This window comes from Leucobacter holotrichiae (assembly GCF_055791005.1).
This window is the reverse complement of sequence record NZ_JBVUAC010000012.1, coordinates 1-22,628: the sequence shown is the minus strand read 5'-3', so window position 1 is coordinate 22,628 and position 22,628 is coordinate 1. Positions and strand designations below refer to the sequence as shown.

The window sequence follows — 22,628 nt, the reverse complement described above, 5'->3', positions numbered from 1 at the left end:
GAGTGTTTCCTCACGGTTCTCCAGAGCTTCCGGGCGGTCCGTGATGACGCCGACCGGTCTCTCGGTGATTGTAGGAACGGCCGGGGCTCCCGGCACAGGGGCTTGCGCGAGCTCGCCCCGACCCGCTATCGCGGGGGCCGCTCTCGGAGATCCGACGTGTCAACCCCTCCCGCCGGAGCCGCGCATCGGCTTGTATGGGACCATGTCCACGAAGATCCTCTCCCTCGGCACCGCCGTGCCCGCCGCCCGGCTCGACCAGTCCAGGGCCCGCGACTTCTTCGCGGCCCAGCCCGGGGTGAATCGCCTCACTGCCCGCCTCATCGGGGCCGCCTTCGACCAGTCCGCCATCGAGCACCGGTACTCGGTGATCGGCCAGATCGGGTCCGGGGGCACGCTGTTCTCGGAGGACGGAGAGCTGCTGCAGGCGCCGAGCACGGGCGAGCGCAACGCCGTCTACCGCAGGGAGGCCCCACCGCTCACGGAGGCGGCCGCCCGCGACGCGCTCGAGCGATCCGGGTTCGATGCCGCCGAGGTCACCCACGTCGTCACCGCGTCGTGCACGGGCTTCTTCGCGCCCGGTCCCGACTACCTGTTGGTCAGGCGGCTCGACATCCCCACGACCGCCGAGCGCACCCACATCGGCTTTATGGGGTGCGCCGCCGCGTTCCCCGCGCTGCGAACGGCGAAGGCGATCGCTGATGCGCGGCCCGGCGCCGTGGTGCTCGTCGTCTGCACGGAGCTCTGCTCGCTGCACATCCGCTCGTCGAGCGACCCCGAGCAGATCGTCGCATCGGCGGTGTTCGGCGACGGCGCGGGGGCGGCGGTCGTCTCGTCCGCCGATCCGAAACCGGGTCGCCCCTGGTTCGAGATGGGCGACTTCTCGACCGCGATCACGGCCGAGGGCGAGCAGGACATGGACTGGACCATCGGCGACCGCGGCTTCGAGATGCGGCTCACGGCCGAGGTGCCGCGCATCATCGGCCGAGAGATCGCGGGCGTCGTCGAGGGCATGCTCGGCGGGGCGGATCCGCTGAGCGAGGTCGACGCCTGGGCGGTGCACCCGGGCGGGCGCAGCGTGCTCGATCGTGTGCAGGGCGGGGTCGACCTGCCCGACGAGGCGATGGAGCACTCGCGCGCGGTGCTGCGCGACTTCGGCAACATGTCGAGCGCCACGATCCTGTTCATCCTGCGGCGCATCCTCGGGGACCCCACGCTCGCGAACGGGGCTCGCGTGGCCGGTCTCTGCTTCGGGCCGGGACTCACCGTCGAGACCGCGCGGCTCACGCTGCGCACGGGCGACGCCCGCAAGCCGGAGCGCGCATGAAACTGGCCTCCCGCGATGAACGGCTCACGGAGCTGATGGACGACCCCGCCTGCGATCCGGCGAAGCTGCGCCGCACACTGCAGCGGTTCTGGATCGTGAACCGCGCCGTCTCGCGCTGGGGGCGCGTGTACCGCTCGCACGTGCGACCCGCGCTCGCGGCCGCACCAGGCCCTGCCCGAATCCTTGACATCGGATGCGGTGGCGGAGACGTGCTGCGCAGGCTGCTGCGACTCGCGCATCGCGACGGCTTCGCGGTCGAGGGGGTGGGCATCGATCCGGATCCGCGAGCCCTCGAGGTGGCGCAGACCGGCGCGAGCGGAAGCGGCGTCGGCTACCGGCAGGCGAGCAGCGGCGAGCTGGTGGCCGCGGGCGAGCGCTTCGAGGTGGTCGTCTCCAACCACCTGCTGCACCACCTCAACGGCGACGATTTCGACGGCGTCATCGCCGACTCGGCGGCGCTCGCCACGCGGCTGAGCGTGCACTCCGACATCGCGAGGGATCCGCGCGCTTACGCAGCCTTCTCGGTGGGCGCCGCGCCGCTCGCCCCGGGCACCCTGCTGCGCGTCGACGGCCTGCGCAGCATCCGGCGCAGCTACACCCGCGACGAGCTGGCAGCGCGGCTCCCCGCGGGTTGGACGGCCGAGCAGCCGACCGCGTTCCGGCTGCTCGCGGTGCATCGCGATCTTTCGCCGGAGGGGCGTCGGTGAGCCCCGAGGTGCACGACGCGGTGGTGATCGGCGCCGGACCCGCCGGGCTGTGCGCCGCCGCCGAACTGCGCCGGCTCGGCATCGACACCGTGGTGCTCGAGCGGCGCCGCGATCCGAAACCCGGCACCCGCGCCATCGGCGTGCACCCGCCCGCGCTCGCCGCACTCGAGGCCTCGGGCGCGACCGAGCGCATGCTCGCGGAGGCCGCTCGCATCCCGCGCGGCATCGCCCGCTCCCGGAGCGGACGGGTGCTGGGCGAGGTGCGCTTCGATCGCCGCCGCACGCGCTTTCCGTTCGTCGCGGCGGTGCCGCAGGCGGTGACGGAGGCCGCGCTCGCGTTCGGAGCCCCGGCCCCGGTGCTCGGAGCGGAGGTGCGCCGGATCACCCGGCGGGCGGACGGCCTCAGCCTGCTGGTGAGCCTGGCCGGCGAAGGCGCCACGGGCGGCGAGGCTCACGACGATGTCCCGGTCGATGCCCCGGTCGAGCTCGCGGTCGACCTCGAGATGCGCGCCCGCGCCGTGATCATGGCGGTGGGCGCCTCGGGCCGGGACACACTGCTGCCGGGTTCGCGATCCCGCGAGCGCATCCACGCCGACCGCTACCTCATGACCGATCTCGCGCACGCCCCGGGGCAGCCGCAGGATCTCGCGATCATCACGCTCGACGCGCAGGGCGTCGTGGAATCGTTCCCCCTGCCGAACGGAGGGCGCAGGCTCGTCGCCTGGGGGAGCCTCGGCGGCGGACCGGGATCGGGAGCCGTCTGCCAGCTCGACCGTGCCAAGCCTGTCGACGCTGCCGAGCCCGTCGCCCCTGCCGAGCGCCTGCTCCGAGCGGTCGCCGATCGCACCGGGGAGACCGAGCTCGCGTCGCTCGTGGAGTCGGCGACCGCGTTCGGCATCCGACGGCTCCTGCTCCCCCGCATGCGCAGCGGCGCGCTCTTCGTGATCGGCGACGCCGCGCACGAGGTGAGCCCCATCGGAGGCCAGGGCATGAATCTCGGGCTGCTCGACGCCGCGACGCTCGCCCCCGCGCTCGCCGATTGGTTGCGGGAGGGCTCCGCCGAGACCGAGCGCCGCCTCGCCCGGTGGGAGCGCAACAGGCTCGCCTCGGCGCGCACCGCCGCGCGACTCGCCTCGCTCAACACGGGCATCGGTCGGGCCCGACCCCCGAGCGCGCACCGCGCGCTCGTCGCGACAGTCGGGGCGGTCGCACGCGGTCCCGTCGCGCGGCTCGCCGCCCGCGCATACGCGATGGGTTTCGACCGCGCCGCCTCGCGCTGAACGCTTGCACTCGTTCCCCGAGCCCGTCGAAGGGAACCCGGCACCCTGAGGAGCGCAGCGGCGCAGACGATCCACCGCATATCGCGGATGTATCGAAATTCGCGAACACGACCGCAACACGGCGTCGACTTGAGTGGGAGCATGTCAGAGATCTCCCTCTCCCGAACCCGCGCGCTGCCCGTGCCGGCCGCGGCGAGCGCGACGCCGCAGCGCCTGCCTCGAGCCGCAGCCCGCCCGACTCCCGCGCAGCGCGCGCTCCTCTGCGTGCTGCTCGCGGTGTACCTCGTACTGCTCGTCTGGGTCGTGGTGTGGAAGCTCGAGGTCCCCCACTCGGGAGCGGCCGGCACCCGACTGCTCAAACTCGTGCCCTTCGTCTCGACCGCGGAGTACGGATCCAGTGCCCCGCGCGAGGTTCTGGCGAACCTGCTGCTCTTCACGCCACTCGGCCTCTATCTGGGGCTGCTCACGCCCCGCGGAGCCTGGTCGAGGGTCGCCGTCGCGGGCGCCGCGACAAGCACCGCGCTCGAAGCAGCGCAGTACGCGCTCGCAGTCGGCAGCGCCGACACCACCGACGTGATCGTCAACACGGCCGGAGGACTCGCGGGACTCGCGCTGCTCGCCCTCGCGCGGCGCGCGTTGGGGAACCGCTCGACCGCGGTGATCACGCGGTGGGCCCTCGCCTGCACGCTCGTCGCGACCGTCGCCTGCGCAGCGTTCGCGGCGTCTCCCCTCCACTACGGCCAGCGCGACGTGCTCGTGCACTCCGATGCCTCGTCCACCGATCCCCCGCACGTCGACGGCCACACTGCCGACGCCCTCGCGTCCATCGCGAGTGAGGGATCCCGGGTTCCTCGGTTCTGCCGGGCCGCGGGTGGGATTCCCTTCAGCGGGCTCAGGGAGCGGTTACGCCGCCGCGGCGGGGAGCCGCACCGCGACGCGCAGGCCGCCCTCCGGCCGAGCCGCCAGCGCGAGCTCGCCGTCGTGCGCACGCACGATGCTCTTGACGATGGCGAGGCCCAGCCCGACGCCCGCGTGATCGCTGCGAATCCGCTCGCTGCCGCGCCTGAAGGGCTCGGTGAGCGTCGCGACCAGCTGAGAGCTGAGTCGCTCCCCCGTGTTCTCGACGGTCAGCGTCGCGAACCCGGGCCCCGCATCGGTGACGAGGCGCACGATGCCGCCCTCGGCGAGATTGTGCACGACGGCGTTGTGCAGCAGGTTGACCGTCGTCTGCAGCAGCAGCGCGTATGAGCCCTCGGCGAGGGCCGCCTCGCCGCCCACCTCGATCTCGACGCCGTGCTTCTCGGCGAGCGGCAGCAGCGTCTCGGCGGCCTCCTCGGCGATGAGCGAGAGGTCGACGGTCTCGCGCGCGAACGAGCGGCGGTCGGCGCGGCTGAGCAGCAGCAGCGCCTCGGTGAGGTCGATCGCACGGGAGTTCACGGAGCGCAGGCGCTCGAGCAGTTCGCGGTGGTCGTGATCCGGATCCCTGCGCGCCACATCGATCATCGTCTGGGTGACCGCCAGCGGGGTGCGCAGCTCATGCGAGGCGTTCGCGGCGAAGCGCTGCTGCTCGGCCACGTGCGCCTCGAGCTGCGCGAGCATCGAATCGAAACTGTCGGCGAGCTCCCTGAACTCGTCGCGCGGCCCCTCCATCTCGATGCGGTACGAGAGCGAGCCCTCGGCGGCCCTGCGGGTCGCCTCGGAGATGCGGCGCAGCGGCACGAGCATGCGACCCGCGAGCCACCAACCGCCCACCAGCCCGAAGACCAGCAGGAAGGCGAGCGCCCAGCCGGCCGCGGGCAGGAAGGCGCGGATCAGATCACCGCGTCCCGGAAAAAAGTAGCCTCCCGGGCCGTAGGTCGCGTTCGGGGGCACGTAGCGCAGCAGGAACATCCACACGACCGCGAGCAGCAGCGTTCCCGCGAGCATGAGGAACCCCGCGTAGCTGAGGGCGAGTTTGAGCCGCGCGCTGAGGCCGGGCCGCCTATGCGCCGGCATCGATCCGGTACCCCACGCCGGGCACTGTCGCGATGAGCCACGGCTCCCCGAGGCGCTTCCGCAGCGCCGAGACCGTGATGCGCACCGCATTGGTGAAGGGGTCGGCGTTCTCGTCCCACGCCTTCTCGAGCAGTTCCTCAGCGCTGATCACTCCGCCGTCGGCCGCCACGAGCACCTCCAGCACCGCGAACTGCTTGCGGGTGAGTGCGACGTAGCGGCCGTCGCGGAAGACCTCGCGGCGGAACGGATCGAGTGTCAGCCCCGCGATCTCGCGCACGGGCGGGCGGTTGTGAGCGCGCCGGCGGTCGAGGGCGCGCAGGCGCATCACGAGTTCCTGCAGCTCGAAGGGCTTCGTGAGGTAGTCGTCGGCGCCGAGCTCGAAGCCGGAGGCCTTGTCGTCGAGGCGATCGGCGGCGGTGAGCATGAGGATCGGCATGCCGCTGCCCGAGGCGACGATGCTCCTGGCGATCTCGTCGCCCGAGGGGCCCGGGATGTCGCGGTCGAGCACGGCGATGTCGTAGGCGTTGACGCTCAGCAGCTCGAGCGCGGTGTCACCGTCGCCGGCGATATCGGCGGCGATCGCCTCCAGCCGCAGGCCGTCGCGCACGGCCTCCGCGAGATAGGGCTCGTCCTCCACCACCAGCACACGCATGGCCTCCATGCTACGAGGAGCGGCATATCGCGGGCATATCGAAAACCGCGTACGTCCTCGCAACACCCGCCCCGGTTAACTGACGGGCATGCAACGCACCGACTCAGCACCCCAGGGCCACCGAGCGATCCAGGTCGCCGTTCTCGGTCTCATCCTCGCCGCCGCCGCCACGACCGGCGTCATCGTCTCCCAGGTCGGGGCTGCGTCTGCGCCCGCGGACGCCGCGTCGACACAGCCGCAGGAGCGGATCGGGATCCGCGCTCCCGGCTCCTCCGCCGGCGGCAGCGACTCGGCCCCGGCCTCCGCTCCCGATCAGGCGCCCGCCCTCACGGAGGCCGAAGGGCGCTCCGGAGGCTCGGACGGACGGCTCCCCGATGGGGTCACGGTGTTCGACGACGGCTACGACGGCATTGCAAACCTGCGACCCGAGCTGCTGCAGGCGCTGCGGGCCGCGGCCGCCGATGCTCGGAGCCAGGGCGTCGAGTTCATCGTCAACAGCGGCTGGCGCTCGGCCGAGCTGCAGGAGCAGATGCTGCGCGACGCCGTCTCGCAGTACGGCTCGCTCGAGGAGGCCTCTCGCTGGGTCGCGAGCCCGCAGACCTCGGCGCACGTCTCCGGCGATGCCGTCGACATCGACGGCGCTGACGCGCCGGCCTGGCTCTCCGCCTACGGCGCGAGCTATGGGCTCTGCCAGACCTATGCGAACGAGCCGTGGCACTACGAGCTGGTTCCCGACGCGACGAGCAGCGGCTGCCCGATCATGTACGCCGACCCGACCGAGGATCCCCGCCTGCAGCAGTAGCCCGGCGCATAGGGCAGGCACCTAGGCTCCCGCCTGCTCCTTCTTCGCGTAGGCCTCGGCCTCCTCCTCCGAGATGACCACGAGGCCGCGCGGCGTATGCGAGAGCGAGGTCAGCGCCCTGAGCCAGGTCGGGTTGAGCTGCGGAGGGCGGCTGCCCGAGAACCTGAACGCGATCGCGATGTGCGGCGACAGCCACACCGACACGCGGCCGCTGCCCGACTCCGCGCTCTTCGACCAGCTCAGGAAGAAGCACTCCTGCTTGCGCAGCTTCTGACCGATGACCGTCTTGAGGTGGGCGAGCACCCGATCCTCGAACTCATAGGTGTGACCCCCGTGCACCAGATACCCCATGTGCCCATCGTGGCAGCGTCAGCCCCCGCTTGCGGGAGGCCCGGCAGGAAACACGCACCGCTGACAGATCGCGCACAAACTGTTCGCGTTCTATCGAAGGCGGCCGCTCGCGCTAGGCTTCATGGCGCACGCACCGGCGTGCCCGACCCTGAAGGCCGAGACGTGTCAGCTTCCCCGCAGATTCAGCGCGCCCCCGAAATCCTGCAGTTCCGCTCGACGGAGGCGGTCGAGGTGGCCGAGATCTGGCGGCGGTTCGCACCCTCGTCCGAGCTGCTGCAGGTCGACGAGGCCCGCTGCGAGCTCGACTGGTTCTCGGTGTCGACACCCGGCTTCTCCGTGATCGAGTACGAGCTGGCGGCCGACGTGCGCTCGATGATCGAGCCGGAGGATCAGCTCTTCACCTGCCGCGTCACCACGAGCAGCGGCGGATCCGTGAGCGCGCGGCGCGCGTTGCGCTCCGATCTGCCGTGGGCGTCGGCCGGCGAGACCGTGCGGGCTCACTGGGAGGGCCGCGCGAACGTGCGCGCGCTCGTGTTCGACCGGGCGCGCGTCGAACGCCTCGCGCGGCAGATCTCGGGTGACGACACGCTGCGTGTGCGGGTGAAGGATCCGCAGGCCGTCGACGCGGCGGCAGGCCTGCAGTGGGACCGCGCGTTCGAATACCTCGCCTCATCGCTCATGCTCGCCGAGCACGCAGGGCACGCCTCACCCCTCTTGCTCGCGAGCCTCGAGCAGCATGCGCTGTGGACGGCGCTCGCGACGTTCTCGACGACCTTCTCGGATACGATGCGGCGGTCGCACCAGACCGTCGCGGCCCCGAAGACCGTGCGCCTCGCGCTCTCGTACATCGACGCGAACGCCCACCTCCCCATCACGGTCGACGACGTCGCGGTCGCGGCGCGCATCTCGACGCGCGGCCTGCAGTACGCCTTCAAACGCGCACTCGGGATGACGCCGCGCGAGTGCCTGCGGCGAGCGCGCCTCGCCGGGGCCCGCACCGACCTCGTCACAGCGACGTCCGGTGACACGCTCGCCGCGATCGCGCAGCGCTGGGGGTTCTCGAACGTGTCGCGCTTCACGGTGGCGTACCGCGCCGAGTTCGATGAGCACCCGGCGGAGGTGCTGCGGCGACGCACGCGCTGATCCGCGCGCAGACCTTACGGCAAGCGGGCTGTGATTTCCAGGCCCTTGTCGCCGCCGTCCGACGCCGGAAGCATTGAGCGCGAGGCATCACCCACCGCGGCGAAGGGAGCAGGCATGCGAGCCCTCACCTGGCAAGGCAAGCGCAAGGTCAGCGTCGAGACAGTGCCCGATCCCGCGCTGCGCGAGCCCGATGACGTGATCATCGAGGTCACCTCCACCGCGATCTGCGGCTCCGACTTGCACCTCTACGAGGTGCTGGGGCCGTTCATGGACGCCGGCGACATCATCGGGCACGAACCCATAGGCCGGGTGATCGAGGCCGGCCCCGATGCGGGCCTCACCGTCGGGGATCGCGTCGTGGTGCCCTTCACCATCTCGTGCGGATCGTGCTGGATGTGCGGGCGCGGCCTCACCACGCAGTGCGAGCGCACGCAGGTGCGGGAGTACGGCTCGGGGGCGGCGCTCTACGGCTACTCCCGCCTCTACGGATCCATACCGGGAGGCCAGGCCGAGTATCTGCGCGTGCCCTTCGCGGGCTTCAACCCGATCCGAGTCGGCCCCGACCTGCCCGATCACCGCTACCTCTTCCTGAGCGACATCCTGCCGACGGCGTGGCAGGGCGTGCAGTACGCCGGCGTCGGACCGGGCGACACGCTCACCGTGTACGGTCTCGGGCCGGTCGGTCAGTTCGCCGCCCGCATCGGCGTGCACCTCGGAGCGCAGGTCACCGCGATCGACCCCGTGCCCGAGCGCCGCGCGCTCGCGGAGCGCTACGGCGTGCAGACCTTCGATCTCACCGACGACGTGAACGAGCGGATCCGGGATCTCACGGCGGGCCGCGGCCCCGACGCCGTGATCGACGCGGTGGGGATGGAAGCGCACGGATCCCCCGCCGCGAAGCTCGCGCAGCAGACCGTGGGGCTGCTGCCCGATCCGGTCGGCCGCAAGCTCATGGAGACCGGAGGCGTCGACCGCGTGGCGGCGCTGCACGGCGCCATCGATCTCGTGCGCCGCGGCGGCACGGTCTCGCTGAGCGGCGTCTACGGCGGGCAGGCGAGCCCGATGCCCATGCTCACGCTGTTCGACAAGCAGATCCAGCTGCGCATGGGGCAGTGCAACGTGAAGGCGTGGGTCGAGGATCTGCTGCCCCTCGTCGAGGATCCCGACGATCCCCTCGGCACCGAAGACCTCGTCACGCACCGGCTGCCGCTCGACGATGCGCCCGACGCCTACGAGATGTTCCAGAAGAAGAGCGACGGCTGCATCAAGGTCGTGCTGGATCCGCGGCTCTGACGCGGTCACTCGACCGCGCACCCCCGCACACTCAACCCACTAGACCACCCACCCGCACCGACCGAAGGAGGCCCCGTGTCCGAGCACTCGAACACCGACCAGCTGACGTTCCAGAACCCGGTGACCCGGTTCCCCAGCATCTCCCCGCCCGAGCAGCATCAGCCCGAGCCCGGTCTCGACCAGAAGCTGATCCCGCAGACCGATCGCGGGCAGCACAGCTACCGCGGCACCGGACGGCTCGTGGGCCGCAAGGCCCTCATCACGGGGGCCGACTCGGGGATCGGCGCGGCGGTCGCGATCGCCTTCGCCCGCGAGGGCGCGGACGTCGCGCTCTCCTACCTGCCCTCCGAGGATCCCGACGCGGAGGAGATCAAGGAGATCATCGAGCAGAGCGGGCAGCGCGCAATCCTGCTGCCCGGCGACATCTCCGACCGCGAGTTCTGCGAGCAGCTCGTCGAGCAGGCGGTCGAGCAGCTCGGCGGCCTCGACGCACTCGTCAACAACGCGGGGCGGCAGATCGCCGTCGAGGACATCGCCGATCTGAGCGACGAGCAGTGGACGAACACCTACGAGACCAACATCCACGCGATGTACCGCATCGCGCGGGCCGCCGTGAAGCACATGCCAGCGGGGTCGACCATCGTCAACACCACCTCGATCCAGGCCTACAAGCCCTCGACGCACCTGCTCGACTACGCCTCGACCAAGGCCGCGATCAACAACTTCTCGAAGGGCCTCGCGCAGGCGCTCGCCCCGAAGGGCATCCGCGTGAACGCCGTGGCACCGGGCCCGATCTGGACTCCCCTGCAGGTCTCCGACGGGCAGCCCAAGGAGGCCCTGCCCGAGTTCGGCAAGGACACCCCGCTCGGCCGCGCCGGTCAGCCGACCGAGCTCGCGCCCGCCTACGTGTTCCTCACCTCGCCCGAGTCGAGCTACGTGATCGGCGAGACCCTCAACGTCAACGGCGGCACCCCGTCGCCGTGATGCCCCGATCCGACCCCGACTCCCAGGGAGGCCCCACATGCGCGTAGCCGTCGTCGGCGCGACCGGTAACACCGGCACCGCCGTGCTGAAAGCCCTCGCCGGCGCTCCCGAGGTGACCTCGGTGCTCGGCATCGCCAGGCGCATGCCTGATACCGAGATCGTCCCCTACTCCGGCTGCGAGTGGGCCTCGATCGACATCGCGGCCGCCACCTCCGCGGAGGAGGCCGAGCGCGAGCTCGAGGAGGCCTTCGCGGGTGCCGACGCGGTGATCCACCTGGCGTGGCTCATCCAGCCCAATTCCCAGCGCGATCTGCTGCGCCGCGTGAACGTCGACGGCACCGAGCGCGTGGCGCGCGCGGCCGCCGCGGCCGGGGTGCGGCAGCTCGTGGTCGCGTCGTCGGTCGGGGCCTACTCGCCGGATCCGGATCGCGATCCCGCCCTCGAGCGACGCGACGAGAGCTGGCCGGTGAAGGGGGTGCGCACCTCGCACTACAGCGTCGACAAGGCCGCGCAGGAGCGCGTGCTCGACGAGTTCGCCGCCGCGCACCCCGAGGTGACCGTCACCCGGCTGCGGCCCGCGCTCGTCTTCCAGGCCGATGCGGCCTCCGAGATTCAGCGCTACTTCCTGGGCGGCTGGATGCCCATGCAGCTGCTCGACAGCGCAAAACCGCCCGCACTCCCCCTGCCGCGCGGGCTGCGCGGGGTGCAGGCCGTGCACGCCGACGACCTCGCGCGGGCCTACGTCGCGGCGATCGCGCAGGGTGTCGGGGGCGCGTTCAACATCTGCGCCGACGACGTGCTCGCCCCGCAGGATCTCGCGGATATCCTCGACCACGGCCGCTACGTCGGGCTGCCGCCTCGGCTCGTGCGGGCCTTCCTGTTCGGAGGCCACAAGACCGGGCTCATCGCGGCCGACGAAGGGTGGATCGACATGGCGATGGCCGTGCCCGTCATGGACAACACCCGCGCCAAGGCCGAGCTCGACTGGCAGCCGCACCACACCGCTGCCGAGGCGCTGCGCAGCCTGCTGCAGGGCATGGCCGAGGGCCGGGGCGCCGGCTCGATCCCGCTGCGGCCCCGCGATCCCGAGGATACGAGGCTCCCCGCGAGCAGAGAGCGGGGAGGGAGCGGGGCGCACGCGGAGGCGGCCGCGGATCCTGATCAGGATCCCGCCGCCGGCTCTGCTCCTCACCCCACGTCCGCACCCTCCCCGACGCCCGCTCCCGCGATCCCGGATCGCATCTCCGAGGACCTGCTCGGTCTCTACCTCTCCGACCACCTCACCGGCGCGACAGCGGGCGCCGAGCGCATCGAGCGGATGGCGGCCTCGGCGATCGATACCCCGGTCTTCGCCCGGCTCTCGGAGGTCGCCGAGGAGATCCGCCTGGAGCGCGCCTTCCTGCAGCAGCTCATCGACGACCTCGGACTGCGCCGCCGCGGCTACCGGCAGGCCATCGCCTGGGCCGGCGAGCACCTCGGCAGGCTCAAGGGCAACGGCCGGCTGACTACCCGCTCGCCCCTCACGCTCGTGCTCGAAGCCGAGCTGATGCGCAGCGCCGTGATCGGCAAGCTGGGCGTCTGGCAGACGCTGCGCGAGCTCGCGGACGAGCTGGAGCTCGACCCGCAGCTCTTCGCCGATCTGGCCGAGCAGGCGCTCGCGCAGGCCGACCTCTTCGGCGAGGTGCACGAGTACGCCCGCGAACGCGCCTTCCACGAGGATCGCCAGACCTTCGGACCCGAACACACGAAAGCAGGTACCACGATGAACACGAACGATCCCGACCTCAGCACTGATCCCGAGGCGCGCTCCGGCGGCGAATCGGAAGCGGGGGCCGATCCCACCGGCGCATCAGCCCCACGCGACCCGAAAGCAGCCTCCGGGTCGGAGGCCAGCCCCGGTCCCGACGCCGAACGACCCGACGACGTGGCCGAGAAGCCCGGCACCTCGAACGTGTCGCCCGACCACGAGGACGAGCTCGTCGACGAGTGGGGCGAGGAGTCGTTCCCGGGCAGCGATCCGCCCGCGCACTACTAGTCACCGATGCGTCGGCCCCGCTCTCGTGGCGGGGCCGACGCATGTGAGCGCGCATAGCGGATCGGCGGCTCCCGGGCAAGGCCTGTGCGCCGTGGAGCAGAGCGGCCACTCTGGAGATACGAACGAACGGATATGACTGTGACGATTTCCACTATCTCCCCGACCGGGCCCTCCTCCCCCGTCCACCTCATCTCGCGCGGCCCGCTCAGCGCCGCCGTGTTGCTGCGCCTCAGCGGTTCGAGCGGCCTCGACGGCGCCCACTCCGGTGACGGCACGGAGGGCGCCGATTCTGCGAGCCTCGTCGCCGCTGCGCAGGAAGCTCTCGAGCGCGCGTCCGAGATCAGGACCGACGATGACGTGCAGCTCGCGCTCTTCTTCCTCTATGCCTCCTCGTACGGCTCGATCGGACGGTTCTCCCCCGATCTCGAGTGGGACATCGAGCTCATCGAGGCACGCCGCGTGCTCGAGGCGGCGTTCGAGCGGGAGCTGCGCGAGTTCATCACGGTGCCCGAGCTGCCCGAGCCCCGAGCCGACGACGTCGCGAAGACGCTCTTCGAGCTGACCGGCGCCGACTCCGGCCCGAGCCTGGCGAAGTACTTCGCGAAGCGCGCCACGCTCGCGCAGTCGAGGGAGTTCCTGATCCAGCGCTCCATCTACACGCTGCGCGAGGCCGATCCGCACTCCTGGGCGATCCCCCGCCTGCGTGGGCGCCCGAAGGCCGCGCTCGTCGAGATCCAGTCCGACGAGTACGGCGGCGGGCGGCCCGAGCGCGTGCACGCCGAGATCTTCGCCACCAGCATGCGCGCCGCGGGGCTCGACGATACGTACGCCGCCTACCTCGACCGGGTGCCGGCGATCACACTTGCGTCGCAGAACATGATGTCGATGTTCGGCCTCAACCGACGGCTCATCGGCGCGATCGTGGGGCACCTCGCCGCCTTCGAGATGACCTCGTCGATCCCGAACAAGTTCTACGGAGACGGCTTCAGGCGCCTCGGCTTCGGCATCGAGGTCACCGACTACTTCGACGAGCACGTCGAAGCCGACGCCGTGCACGAGCAGATCGCGGGGCGCGACCTCGCGGGTGCGCTCGCGGAGGACCGCCCCGAGCTGCTGCCCGACATCATGTTCGGCGCGGCCGCGTGCCTCGTCGTCGACGGCGAGGTCGCGGGGCACATGCGCGACAGCTGGTCGCGGGATGAGTCCTCGCTGCTGCCGGAGGGCGCACGATGAGCGAGGAGGACCGCGCCCGGATCACCGCCTGCCCCGACGGCCCGCTGCTCGTGCGGGGCGAGTTCGAACTGCTCGACACGGAGGGCGAGCACATCCCCCGCAAGCGGCGCACGGTCGCGCTCTGCCGCTGCGGCCTGTCGAGCATCAAGCCGTTCTGCGACGGCACGCACAAGCCGGCCGGCTTCCGCACGGACGACTGATGGCGGAGCGCGAACGAGCCGAATACGTGCTGCCCCTTCGCTGGAGCGACGATGCCGAGCTCGGCGAGCTGACCGCGTACCTGCGCGTACTCAGCGACTGGATCGACGTCACCGTCGTCGACGGCTCGGTCCCCGTGCTCTTCGCGGCGCATGCACGGGAGTGGGCGACCTCGGCGCCGCTCGTGCGACACCTGCCCGTCGCCGTGGCGAGGGGGAAGAACGGCAAGGTGCGCGGGGTGCTCACGGGGCTCGAGGCGGCGAGGCACGACGCCGTGATCCTCGCCGACGACGACGTGCGCTACGACCGGGATTCGCTCGCGTCGGTCGTCGGGGCGCTGCAGCGCGCCGACCTCGTGAGGCCGCAGAACTTCTTCGATCCTCGTCCCTGGCACGCTCGGTGGGACACCGGGCGCACGCTGCTGAATCGCGCCCTGGGATCCGACTACCCCGGCACCTACGGCGTGCGCAGAGCCCTGCTGCGCGCGGCCGGCGGGTACGACCCCGACGTGCTCTTCGAGAACCTGGAGATGGAGCGCACGGTGCGCGCCGCGGGCGGCATGATTCAGGATCGCCCTGACATCTACGTCGCGCGTCGCCCGCCGTCGACGCGCCACTTCCTCTCCCAGCGCGTGCGCCAGGCCTACGACAGCTGGGCGCAGCCCGGGCGGCTCGTAGCCGAGGCCGCGATCCTGCCGCTCGGGATCTGGGCGGCGCGGCGGCCCCTGCGCCTGGCAATACTGACGGGGCTCGTGCTGCTCCTGGCCGAGCAGGGTCGTCGCCGGGCCGGTGGATCCGCAGTCTTCCCGCCCTCGAGCACGCTGTGGGCGGTGCCGTGGGTGTGCGAGCGCGGGGTGACGGCCTGGGCGGCGATCCTGCTGCGCCTGCGGGGCGGCGTGAACTACGGCGACGGCCGCCTGATGCGCGCGGCGAACTCGACCCGCACGATCGCCCGGAGAATGCAACCCCCTGCGGATCCCTCGCCCGCTCCCTAGCGTGGAAACGGACGACACGAAAGGGAGGCGACACGATGACCGAGGTCACCGCGCATCACGGACTGTTCAAGGACACGAAACTGCACGTCGACGACGCCGGAGGGAACGGGCGCCCCGTCGTGCTGATCCACGGCTGGCCGCTCTCGGGAGACTCCTTCGCGCTGCAGATCCCCGCGCTCACCGAAGCCGGGTACCGCGCGATCACCTATGACCGCCGCGGCTTCAGCCGCAGCGACAAGCCGCTGACCGGCTACACCTACGACGCCCTGACCGAGGATCTGCGCACGCTGCTGACGGAGCTCGACCTGCACGACGTCACCCTCGTCGGCTTCTCCATGGGCGGCGGCGAGGTCGCCCGCTACTTCGCGAAGTACGGAACCGATCGGATCCGCAGCGCCGTCTTCGCATCCGCGGTGCCGCCGTACCTGCTCAAGACCGGCGACAACCCCGACGGCCCGCTCGAAAAGGCGCAGGCGGCGAAGATGACCGCCGAGCTCACCGCGAACGAGGACCGGTTCTACGACCAGTTCATCACCGAGTTCTTCTCCGTCGACGGAGTGCTGCAGGTCGGTGACGAGCAGCGCCTGCGCGCATTCGAGATCGCCAAGCAGTCGAGCAAGGCGGCAGCGCTCGCGTGCATGGCGGCGTTCGCGACCACGGACTTCCGAGACGACCTGGCGAGCGTCACCGTGCCGACGCTGGTGCTGCACGGCGACGGCGACGCGACGGTTCCGCTCGAGGGATCCGGGGCGCGCACGCACGCGGCGATCCCGACCAGCGAACTGGTTGTGCTCCGGGGCGCCCCGCACGGCGCCAACGTCAGCCACGCCGCCGAGTGGAATCAGGCGCTGCTCGACTTCCTCGAGCGGTGAACGCGCTCCCTTGCGTCTCAGGGACGCTTTGTCCAGGGGTGGTTCTGCGCGGGGAGCGCTGCGTAGCGTGGGGACATGGATGACCTGATCGAACTCGTATCCCCTGAACAACTGCCCGCGGAGACGGAGAGCGCCACGCGCTTTCTGCTCGAGAGCACCGTCGTCGAGGTGGAGCCCGAGGGCGCGCATTCGTGGTGGTTCCCGGAACTGGGCGTGAGCCTCGTGCAGCGGGACCTGAGGGCCGACGGCGCGTTCGTCGTCAGCGGCCACGGAGACGCGGGATCGTTCGCCGAAGCGCTCGCCGTGCTGCGGGAGATCGCTCAGAACCCGCCCGGGCTGGAGGGCGGGTCTGAGAGCGGAGCGGGATCGGGGTCGGATGCCGGACCGGGACGTGCCTCCGGGCCAGGCTCGTCCGCAGGCCAGGATGAAAGGAGCACCTCATGACTCGGTACGTGTGCGCGAAGTGCGGCGCCGAGGCGGTGACCATCTCGCCCGACGGCAACACGCTACCGGGTGACGACGAAACCGTCGTGGATCACGTGACGCACTGCTCGAACCGGGAGTGCGAGAAGGCCGACCCGAGCCGCGCGACTGCCGCGGACTTCATGCCGGCCGAGGAGTGGGCGAGCAAGGCGTAGGAGTTGCGCTCCTTCGAGCGAGATGCCCCTCCTCGATCCTCTCCTCGATCGAAATGACTCATGCCGCCCCATCCTGTGCCAGCAAGGGGCAACAGACGTCATCTCGATGCTGGGGCGGGGCGGCCACTCGTCGCGAGAGGGCGAAAACGGCTCGGGATCCGGGTCCTCACAGCCCTTTTCGACCCTTCGCTGAGGAGGGTGAGCCGGATTCCCCGCCAGCGCCCCGCAGCCGCGGGCTACCCTGAAGAGATGGCGATCCTCATCGACCCGCCCGCGTGGCCGGCGCACGGCACCCTCTGGAGCCATCTCGTCTCCGATGCCGGATACGACGAGTTGCACGCCTTCGCACGGCGGCTCGGGGTGCCCCGCCGCGGCTTCGACCTCGATCACTACGACGTCGCCGCGTCGCTGTACGAACGGGCGATCGCGCTTGGCGCTCGCCCAGTGAGCGGCAAGGACGTGGTGCACGCGCTGCTCGGTTCGGGGCTGCGGGTGCGGCAGGCGGAGCGCCCGGTCGTCACCCCGGTGCGTCGTCGGCAGTTCCTGATCGCGGAGTGGGCGGGCCTCGGCGCCCTGATCGGCGCGGACTCATCGCGGGTCTCTGCAGAAGATTGGCTGCGGCTCGGCGAGAACCTCGTCGCCCGCTGGAACGAGCCCCACCGCAGCTACCATGACGAGCGTCATCTCGAGGACGTGCTGCTCGCGCTCGATCACCTCGCCGTGCGCGGCGAGCGGGTCTCCCCCGTGACGCTGCTCGCGGCCTGGTTCCACGACGCGGTCTACTCGGGTGCGACCGGCGCTGAGTCGGGAGGTGACGAGCTCGCCTCGGCTCACCTCGCGACCGACTCGCTTTCGATACTCGGGATCGATCCTGCGCTGGTGAGCCAGGTTGGCGAGTTCATCGTTGCGACGACGCCGGCGCGGGAGGTTCGGGATCCGGGGCCGCCGCTCGCCCACCTGCTCGATGCGGACCTCTCGATCTTCGCCGCCTCGCCGCACCGCTACCAGCAATACACGGAGGCCGTGCGACTCGAGTACGCGCACGTGCCGGAGCCGGACTTCGCGTCGGGCAGATCCCGCATTCTCAGTACCTACCTGGACCAGCCCGCGATCTACCGCACCGGCACGGCGCAGCAGCTCTGGGAGCAGCGCGCGCGCCAGAACGTGCTCGCCGAGATCGAGCGGCTGCGCGCGGTCGCGGCCGAGTAGGTCGCAGGTGACGGCGCAGGCCGCCGATCCCGCAACCTAACCGGGCTCAGCGCCCGATGCGCCACCCCGCGGCGGCGTGCTGCTGGGCGTGGAACTCCGCGAAGCGCCCGCCGGCCGCGAGCAGCTCGTCGTAGGAGCCCTGCTCGACCACGCGCCCGTCGTCGAGGAACACGATACGGTCGGCAGCGCCGATGCTGCTCAGTCGGTGCGCCACGATCACGCGGGTGCGCGGGATCGGATCACCGTTGAGCGCCGCGGCCACGGCGGCCTCGTTCTCGGTATCGAGCGCACTTGTCGCTTCGTCGACTAGCAGCACGGGGGCTGGCTTCAGCAGCGCGCGAGCAATCGACACGCGCTGGCGCTCACCGCCCGAGAGAGCCGAGCCCGCCTCGCCCACCCGGCTCTCCCAGCCGTCGGGCAAGCGATCCACGATCCCGTCGACGCGCGCGAGCCGGGCCGCGGTCGCGGCGCGCTCTTCGTCGGCGCCCGGGTCGCCGACCAGCAGGTTCTCGCGCACGCTCGTGTCGAAGAGGTACGGCTGCTGGAAGACGAAGGTCGAGAGCGCGCGCCGCGCATCCGTGTCGAGCTGCGCGGCGTCGATCCCGGCGATCTCCACGGTTCCGGAGTCGGGCTGGTGCAGGCCCGCGATGAGGGTGAGGATCGTGCTCTTGCCCGATCCGGACGGCCCCACGATCGCGGTCGTGCTGCCCGGCTCGAATGCCAGGTCGAGGCCGTCGAGCACCGGCTCTGCTTGCTCGCCGTATCCGAACCGCACCCCGCGCAGCTCGATGCGCGGCGGCGCGATTCCCTGTGCCTGCTCGGAGGCACCGGCGACGCCGGCAGCGCTCTCGGGCGCGATCCCGGCCGCCGCCGCGGTGGTCGCGCCCGTCGGCACGACCGGGCCTTCGAGCACCGTGCGCACTCGGCGCAGCATCGCGAGCGAGCCCTCCATCCCGGCCGCAATGCCCGCGAGCGCCGTGAACGGCTCGAAGTACCGGGCGATGACCGCGATCAGCGCGACGGCCTCGGGGGCGCCGATGTCTCCGCGCACCGAGAGCCAGACCGTGACGCCCGCGAGGAGCACCAGGGCGAGCTGGCTCGCAAAGCTGAAGACGATCTGCCCGGGGATCTGCATCGCGAGCAGGCGCATCGTGGCGCCGTGCTGGGCGTCGAGTGCGGCGCCGACGTGGCTGCGCTCGGGCTCGACGCGGCGCGCAGCGCGCAGTGCCTGCTGCGTGCGGGCGAACTCGAGCACGCGCTCGGTGAGGGCGCTGTTCGCCTCATCGGCGGCGCGATCCGCGGCGCGGCTCAGGCGGCCCGCCAGCCAGAAGGCGCCGAGCAGTACGGGCACGCCGGCGAGGGCCGCGAGCCCGAGCGGCAACGAGATCGGCATGAGGGCGATGGCGATCGCGACCGGCAGCAGGATCGCGGCGAGCATCGGGGTCGCGAGGTACACGAAGAGGCCCACGAGCTCGGGGCCGATCGCCGCGATCGACTGACGCGCGGTCGCGGTGTTCTCGCCGTCGAACCAGGTGAGCCGAATGCGGTTCACCTGCTCCGCGAGGTCGCGCTGACCGCGCTGCAGCACCTCGAACCCGAGACCGAAGGCGATACGCGCGACGAGCCAGTCGACCGCCCAGCCGCTGACAACCGCCGCGACGAGCCAGCCGGTCCAGGGCCACGCGTCGGCGGGCTGCGAGCTGAACAGCGCTGCGACGAGCGGCACGAGCAGCACCGCGCTGAGCGCGCGCAGCACAACGCTCAGCAGCGTAAGCGCGAGGTGGGCCGCGATGCGGCCGCCGCTGCGCGGGGGCAACAGCGCGAGAACTGCGCGGATCATCGGGCGGCCTCCTGCTCGGTTGTGGTCATGGCGGCCGAGGGCTCCGGCTCTGCGGAGGCGGCGGCGCCGCCGCGCACTGCCGTGTTCTGCCCGGCGTCCCAGAGCTGCCGGTATCGGCCGCCGCGCCGGAGCAGCTCGGCGTGTGTTCCGCTCTCGGCGACCCTGCCGTGATCGAGCACGACAATGCGTTCGACGTCGGCGATGGTGTGCAGCCGGTGCGCGATCACGAGCACCGTGCGGTCGCGGGTGAGGCGGCCGAGGGCCTGCTGCACGAGGAACTCCGATTCGGGATCGGCGAAGGCCGTGGCCTCGTCGAGTACAAGCACCGGTGTATCGGCGAGGATCGCGCGGGCGATCGTGAGCCGCTGCCGCTCGCCTCCAGAGAGCGCCGCGTCGGGGCCGAGCCGCGTCTCGTAGCCATCGGGCATGCGCAGGATACGGTCATGGATGTTGGCCGCGCGAGCAGCCGTCTCCACCCGCTCGTCGCTCGCGTGGGGCACCGCGAGCGCGATGTTCTCGCGCACCGTGCCCTGCACGAGCTGCGTCTCCTGGAAGACGAAGCCCACCCTTGCGTAGAGTTCGTCGGCGTCGAGCTCTCGGATGTCGGTGCCGTCGATCCGGATCGCCCCCTCCCCCACGTCGTGGAAGCGGGCGAGCAGCGCGGCGAGCGTCGACTTGCCGGATCCCGAGGGGCCGACGAGCGCCGTCACCGTGCCCGGCTCGAGCGTCAGCGAGACGTCCTCGAGCACCGGGGCGCCGGGCCGGTACGCGAAGCCCACGCCCTCGAAGCGCACCTCGCCGCGCGGCTGCGCCGATCCCGAACCGCCGTCGCCCGCTGGGGCCGCGAGCTCCCGCTCCTCCAGCACGTTCTGCACGCGCCGAGCCGCGAGCAGCCCGTCTCGCAAGCCGGACAGACCGTAACCGATCCCGAGCAGGCGCGACCCGAACGTCGTGCCGAGCAGCAGAAACGGCAACAGGTCGAGGGGATCCATCGCGCCGCTCGTCACCCAGAGTGTGCCGAACACGCAGATGAGCAGCAGGAACGTCGACGGACGCGTCGCGAGATCCATGAACGTCTTGAGCCCGGTGAAGGGACGCTGCCAGCCGTCGAGGAACTCGACGTACTCGCCCAGACGCGCGCGGAACGTCGACGCCGCCGCACCCCCGAAGACGCGCACCACGGGCTGCCCCTCAAGGTAGGCGCCCGCCTCGGTCTGCATGCGCTCTGCCCACTTCAGCGCCTTCGGCGTCGTGTCATAGGAGCGCAGGATCATCAGGTACATCGTGAACGCGTACACCAGCACCGGCACAAACATGAGCAGCGCCATACGCCAGTCGACCGCGAACAGGTACATCAGCACCGCGATCGGCGCGACCGCGGCCGCCACCGCGTCGCCGACCGCGTGCGTGACCAGGTAGTGCAGCGCGAGCGTGTCGTCCTGCACCACCTGCTTCACCTGAGCCGAACCGCGGGCGCTGAACCAGCCGAGCGGCAGGCGTGAGAGCTTCGCAAGTAGACGACTGCGCAACTCGCGCTCGAAGCGGGCGTCGACGGCGTGCAGCCAGAGCACGAGCGCCGCCCCGAGCAACGCGCCCAGACCGACCAGCACCACCGTCCAGATGCCGATCGCCCAGAGCTCCTGCGGTGTCGAGCTGCCCGACAGCAGCCGGCGCGCGAGCTCGACCAGCAGGAAGAACGGCGCCAGCTCGATCAGCGAGACGATCGCCTGCAGCACACCCGTCGCGACGAAGACCGGCTTCAGCGGAGCGAGCAGTCGGGAGCCGGCCGAGGCGCGCCACTTGCCGCGCACGGGAGTGGGCTGGTTCACCGAGTTCGTCGTTTCGTTTGGCGAGCTGGCCGCCTGGTTCGCGGAGCTCCTCGCGTCGCCCGCTGAGCTTGTCGAAGTGGGCGAGGGATCCTTCACCGCCGTCCCTGCCCCTGCCGAGGCGCCGGGGATCGAAGCGGTGCCGCCTCCGTCTCCCCCGCGCTGCTTGCCCATCGCCTTGCCCTCGACCCAGTAGGCCTGGGAGTGGATCTCGCTGCGGGGGAAGCCGAAGTCGTCGCGCAGACGCGAGCGCAGCTGCTTGAGCGAGGCGCTCTCGGGCGTGGCCCAGACGTACCAGTTCGACCAGTCGCGCGCCTCGATCGCCTGCGCAAGTGACTGGGGGCCGGTGCGCGGCGTCCAGTGCGTGCGTAGTCGGGGGTGGCTCGGGATCGGGATCAGCCGGTCGTCGGGGTGGTGCTCTTCGAGATAGAGCTCGATGGGTACGTCGTGCGGCAGCGCAGAGATGACGCCGGCGAGGCCCGGGATCGCGGCCGCGTCGCCGACGAGCAGGTAACCGGCGGGGCGTTCCTCGGGCAGCTCGAACTTGGAGGATCCGAGGGTGTTCACCTGCAGGGTGTCGCCGGGCTCGCAGTTCTGCGCCCAGGCCGAGGCGGGGCCGGCGGGCTCGTGCAGCACGAAGTCGAGCGAGAAGCGGCCGGTCTCGGCGTCGCCGGAGCTGATGGTGTAGCCGCGCTGGTGCTCGGTCTCTTTGCCCTCGTGGTCTGGGAACCATCCGCGCAACCAAGCGGTGGGGGCAAGCTCGGCGTCGTCGAAGAAGGTGTCGGAGTGCAGGTGCACGCGGATGAAGCTCGGTGTGATCTCCTCCTTCGAGAGGACAGTCACGGTGTGGTCGCGTGCCTGCGTGGCGCGCATCATCACGCCCTGGATACCGCGTTTCGCCATCGGGCGCCCCCTGCACTCTGGATCGTCGGGTTGGTTCCCCGACCACCCAAACTACCATTCATCAGATGAAGTGGGCGAGTGCGGGTTTCCTCGGCGCTGGAGGTGACTGCGGGAAGCGCGTCAGCCTAGTGAAATCGCTCTGACCGAGCGATGCGGCGGCTCCGAGAAGGGCCCAGGTTCCCGACTCGAACCAAGAACAACTGACGAGCTCCGGGAAAATCTCTCCCCTGCCAAAATCTGGCCAGAAACCGCGTGTTTCTGCGGGTTTCATGGGGTCTGCTGCACGTATAGGTGACAGTTCCTAGTCACGCCGCCAGTGCGACGGTCGTGTTCATGATGGTCTCGAACT

General features: G+C 71.1%; 20 protein-coding genes and 1 pseudogene. 16 read left to right on the top strand and 5 right to left on the bottom strand.

Annotated elements, in window-relative coordinates:
- Nucleotides 1–202 precede the first annotated feature (202 nt).
- The 4 genes and pseudogenes from AC0KXF_RS13490 to AC0KXF_RS13475 all read left to right on the top strand — a co-directional run.
- Complete coding sequence (locus tag AC0KXF_RS13490; RefSeq protein ID WP_473109665.1) at nt 203–1,324, top strand: type III polyketide synthase; 1,122 nt, start codon at nt 203–205, stop codon at nt 1,322–1,324.
- Nucleotides 1,321–2,031, top strand: a complete 711-nt coding sequence (locus AC0KXF_RS13485) for a methyltransferase domain-containing protein (protein ID WP_473109664.1) — start codon at nt 1,321–1,323, stop codon at nt 2,029–2,031. The genes AC0KXF_RS13490 and AC0KXF_RS13485 overlap by 4 nt, the downstream gene beginning before the upstream one ends.
- Entirely contained in the window at nt 2,028–3,311 is a 1,284-nt protein-coding gene (locus AC0KXF_RS13480) for an FAD-dependent oxidoreductase (RefSeq protein WP_473109663.1), read from the top strand. Before AC0KXF_RS13485 ends, AC0KXF_RS13480 begins: the two co-directional genes overlap by 4 nt.
- Nucleotides 3,312–3,398: 87 nt before the next feature.
- A pseudogene (locus AC0KXF_RS13475) lies at nt 3,399–3,923 on the top strand (VanZ family protein); the annotation flags it as partial.
- A gap of 291 nt (nt 3,924–4,214) precedes the next feature.
- Here AC0KXF_RS13475 and AC0KXF_RS13470 read toward each other — a convergent pair.
- Both AC0KXF_RS13470 and AC0KXF_RS13465 read right to left on the bottom strand, forming a co-directional pair.
- Nucleotides 4,215–5,306: a sensor histidine kinase gene (locus AC0KXF_RS13470; RefSeq protein WP_473109662.1), complete on the bottom strand. Its 1,092-nt coding sequence runs from the start codon at nt 5,304–5,306 to the stop codon at nt 4,215–4,217.
- Nucleotides 5,293–5,958 (bottom strand): response regulator transcription factor, encoded by a 666-nt coding sequence (locus AC0KXF_RS13465; protein WP_473109661.1) that lies wholly within the window; start codon nt 5,956–5,958, stop codon nt 5,293–5,295. Before AC0KXF_RS13465 ends, AC0KXF_RS13470 begins: the two co-directional genes overlap by 14 nt.
- A gap of 88 nt (nt 5,959–6,046) precedes the next feature.
- Between AC0KXF_RS13465 and AC0KXF_RS13460 the strand changes: the two genes are divergently transcribed.
- Nucleotides 6,047–6,760 (top strand): M15 family metallopeptidase, encoded by a 714-nt coding sequence (locus AC0KXF_RS13460; RefSeq protein WP_473109660.1) that lies wholly within the window; start codon nt 6,047–6,049, stop codon nt 6,758–6,760.
- Between the two features lie 21 nt (nt 6,761–6,781).
- Here the strand turns inward: AC0KXF_RS13460 and AC0KXF_RS13455 are convergent, their stop codons facing one another.
- Complete coding sequence (locus AC0KXF_RS13455) at nt 6,782–7,111, bottom strand: DUF7882 family protein (RefSeq protein WP_473109659.1); 330 nt, start codon at nt 7,109–7,111, stop codon at nt 6,782–6,784.
- A gap of 162 nt (nt 7,112–7,273) precedes the next feature.
- Here AC0KXF_RS13455 and AC0KXF_RS13450 point away from each other — a divergent pair, with 162 nt between their 5' ends.
- The 11 genes from AC0KXF_RS13450 to AC0KXF_RS13400 all read left to right on the top strand — a co-directional run bounded on the left by AC0KXF_RS13450 (nt 7,274) and on the right by AC0KXF_RS13400 (nt 17,710).
- Nucleotides 7,274–8,254 (top strand): AraC family transcriptional regulator, encoded by a 981-nt coding sequence (locus AC0KXF_RS13450; protein WP_473109658.1) that lies wholly within the window; start codon nt 7,274–7,276, stop codon nt 8,252–8,254.
- Between the two features lie 114 nt (nt 8,255–8,368).
- Nucleotides 8,369–9,547 (top strand): zinc-dependent alcohol dehydrogenase, encoded by a 1,179-nt coding sequence (locus tag AC0KXF_RS13445; protein WP_473109657.1) that lies wholly within the window; start codon nt 8,369–8,371, stop codon nt 9,545–9,547.
- A gap of 75 nt (nt 9,548–9,622) precedes the next feature.
- The gene (locus tag AC0KXF_RS13440; protein WP_473109656.1) at nt 9,623–10,531 is read left to right on the top strand and encodes an SDR family oxidoreductase; all 909 of its coding nucleotides are present in this window, start codon (nt 9,623–9,625) and stop codon (nt 10,529–10,531) included.
- A gap of 37 nt (nt 10,532–10,568) precedes the next feature.
- On the top strand, nt 10,569–12,566 hold the full coding sequence (locus AC0KXF_RS13435) for an NAD-dependent epimerase/dehydratase family protein (RefSeq protein WP_473109655.1): 1,998 nt from the start codon (nt 10,569–10,571) through the stop codon (nt 12,564–12,566).
- A 132-nt stretch (nt 12,567–12,698) separates the two neighbouring features.
- Entirely contained in the window at nt 12,699–13,799 is a 1,101-nt protein-coding gene (locus AC0KXF_RS13430) for an iron-containing redox enzyme family protein (RefSeq protein WP_473109654.1), read from the top strand.
- Nucleotides 13,796–13,999 carry a CDGSH iron-sulfur domain-containing protein gene (locus AC0KXF_RS13425; RefSeq protein ID WP_473109653.1) on the top strand — a complete coding sequence of 68 codons (204 nt, stop codon included), beginning with the start codon at nt 13,796–13,798 and terminating at the stop codon, nt 13,997–13,999. Before AC0KXF_RS13430 ends, AC0KXF_RS13425 begins: the two co-directional genes overlap by 4 nt.
- Nucleotides 13,999–14,991 carry a glycosyltransferase family 2 protein gene (locus AC0KXF_RS13420; RefSeq protein WP_473109652.1) on the top strand — a complete coding sequence of 331 codons (993 nt, stop codon included), beginning with the start codon at nt 13,999–14,001 and terminating at the stop codon, nt 14,989–14,991. Before AC0KXF_RS13425 ends, AC0KXF_RS13420 begins: the two co-directional genes overlap by 1 nt.
- A 35-nt stretch (nt 14,992–15,026) precedes the next feature.
- Nucleotides 15,027–15,863, top strand: coding sequence for an alpha/beta fold hydrolase (locus AC0KXF_RS13415; RefSeq protein ID WP_473109651.1), 837 nt, complete (start codon nt 15,027–15,029; stop codon nt 15,861–15,863).
- A 75-nt stretch (nt 15,864–15,938) separates the two neighbouring features.
- Entirely contained in the window at nt 15,939–16,307 is a 369-nt protein-coding gene (locus tag AC0KXF_RS13410; RefSeq protein WP_473109650.1) for a hypothetical protein, read from the top strand.
- Nucleotides 16,304–16,501 (top strand): hypothetical protein, encoded by a 198-nt coding sequence (locus AC0KXF_RS13405; protein WP_473109649.1) that lies wholly within the window; start codon nt 16,304–16,306, stop codon nt 16,499–16,501. Before AC0KXF_RS13410 ends, AC0KXF_RS13405 begins: the two co-directional genes overlap by 4 nt.
- A gap of 249 nt (nt 16,502–16,750) precedes the next feature.
- Entirely contained in the window at nt 16,751–17,710 is a 960-nt protein-coding gene (locus AC0KXF_RS13400; protein ID WP_473109648.1) for a DUF4031 domain-containing protein, read from the top strand.
- 46 nt (nt 17,711–17,756) lie between these two features.
- Here AC0KXF_RS13400 and AC0KXF_RS13395 read toward each other — a convergent pair whose 3' ends face one another.
- Together AC0KXF_RS13395 and AC0KXF_RS13390 are read right to left on the bottom strand one after the other, a co-directional pair.
- A complete protein-coding gene (locus AC0KXF_RS13395; RefSeq protein WP_473109647.1) occupies nt 17,757–19,550 on the bottom strand; it encodes an ABC transporter ATP-binding protein in 1,794 nt (597 codons plus the stop codon).
- Entirely contained in the window at nt 19,547–22,279 is a 2,733-nt protein-coding gene (locus tag AC0KXF_RS13390) for an ABC transporter ATP-binding protein/permease (protein WP_473109646.1), read from the bottom strand. Before AC0KXF_RS13390 ends, AC0KXF_RS13395 begins: the two co-directional genes overlap by 4 nt.
- Nucleotides 22,280–22,628: the final 349 nt, after the last annotated feature.

What these genes read in the sequence shown, in the direction of transcription:
- AC0KXF_RS13390 (WP_473109646.1), bottom strand. Translation starts at nt 22,279, where the DNA reads ATGGCGAAACGCGGTATCCAGGGCGTGATGATGCGCGCCACGCAGGCA.
- AC0KXF_RS13425 (WP_473109653.1), top strand. Translation starts at nt 13,796, where the DNA reads ATGAGCGAGGAGGACCGCGCCCGGATCACCGCCTGCCCCGACGGCCCG.
- AC0KXF_RS13405 (WP_473109649.1), top strand. Translation starts at nt 16,304, where the DNA reads ATGACTCGGTACGTGTGCGCGAAGTGCGGCGCCGAGGCGGTGACCATC.
- AC0KXF_RS13485 (WP_473109664.1), top strand. Translation starts at nt 1,321, where the DNA reads ATGAAACTGGCCTCCCGCGATGAACGGCTCACGGAGCTGATGGACGAC.
- AC0KXF_RS13395 (WP_473109647.1), bottom strand. Translation starts at nt 19,550, where the DNA reads ATGATCCGCGCAGTTCTCGCGCTGTTGCCCCCGCGCAGCGGCGGCCGC.
- AC0KXF_RS13460 (WP_473109660.1), top strand. Translation starts at nt 6,047, where the DNA reads ATGCAACGCACCGACTCAGCACCCCAGGGCCACCGAGCGATCCAGGTC.
- AC0KXF_RS13400 (WP_473109648.1), top strand. Translation starts at nt 16,751, where the DNA reads ATGGCGATCCTCATCGACCCGCCCGCGTGGCCGGCGCACGGCACCCTC.
- AC0KXF_RS13490 (WP_473109665.1), top strand. Translation starts at nt 203, where the DNA reads ATGTCCACGAAGATCCTCTCCCTCGGCACCGCCGTGCCCGCCGCCCGG.
- AC0KXF_RS13465 (WP_473109661.1), bottom strand. Translation starts at nt 5,958, where the DNA reads ATGCGTGTGCTGGTGGTGGAGGACGAGCCCTATCTCGCGGAGGCCGTG.
- AC0KXF_RS13445 (WP_473109657.1), top strand. Translation starts at nt 8,369, where the DNA reads ATGCGAGCCCTCACCTGGCAAGGCAAGCGCAAGGTCAGCGTCGAGACA.
- AC0KXF_RS13410 (WP_473109650.1), top strand. Translation starts at nt 15,939, where the DNA reads ATGGATGACCTGATCGAACTCGTATCCCCTGAACAACTGCCCGCGGAG.
- AC0KXF_RS13415 (WP_473109651.1), top strand. Translation starts at nt 15,027, where the DNA reads ATGACCGAGGTCACCGCGCATCACGGACTGTTCAAGGACACGAAACTG.
- AC0KXF_RS13420 (WP_473109652.1), top strand. Translation starts at nt 13,999, where the DNA reads ATGGCGGAGCGCGAACGAGCCGAATACGTGCTGCCCCTTCGCTGGAGC.
- AC0KXF_RS13470 (WP_473109662.1), bottom strand. Translation starts at nt 5,306, where the DNA reads ATGCCGGCGCATAGGCGGCCCGGCCTCAGCGCGCGGCTCAAACTCGCC.
- AC0KXF_RS13455 (WP_473109659.1), bottom strand. Translation starts at nt 7,111, where the DNA reads ATGGGGTATCTGGTGCACGGGGGTCACACCTATGAGTTCGAGGATCGG.
- AC0KXF_RS13435 (WP_473109655.1), top strand. Translation starts at nt 10,569, where the DNA reads ATGCGCGTAGCCGTCGTCGGCGCGACCGGTAACACCGGCACCGCCGTG.
- AC0KXF_RS13430 (WP_473109654.1), top strand. Translation starts at nt 12,699, where the DNA reads ATGACTGTGACGATTTCCACTATCTCCCCGACCGGGCCCTCCTCCCCC.